This window comes from Aminobacter sp. MET-1 (assembly GCF_026521175.1).
Classification (GTDB): domain Bacteria; phylum Pseudomonadota; class Alphaproteobacteria; order Rhizobiales; family Rhizobiaceae; genus Aminobacter.
The window spans coordinates 1-239 of sequence record NZ_JAMSHL010000175.1; the positions used below are offsets into that span (position 1 = coordinate 1).

A 239-nucleotide genomic window follows, 5' to 3' on the forward strand; every position below is an offset into this window, starting at 1 on the left:
GTTTGAACTTGCTTGAAAAGGTTGTGAAAAATGCGATCTTTGGCTGAAAGCATGGGAGTTTGTAGGGTTTCTGTGTTCTCTCTTGTTTCTAGCTTTTCTTTTTTTTCTGTTCCCTCTATTCTTTCTGCTTGTTCTATTTTCTCTGCGCTTTTGGGTTCTTGTTTAGGGGCGTTATAGCTTATGCTAGGGTTTTGATTGAAAGGGGTTTGCTCTAATTCTACAATCGCATCGTCTAAGGC

Annotated in this window: 1 protein-coding gene; it reads right to left on the reverse strand. The window is 39.7% G+C overall.

Going from position 1 to position 239, the window contains the following annotated elements:
- Positions 1-239 (reverse strand): hypothetical protein (locus NDO48_RS29525; RefSeq protein ID WP_267322959.1); only part of this gene is annotated, 239 nt, incomplete at both ends.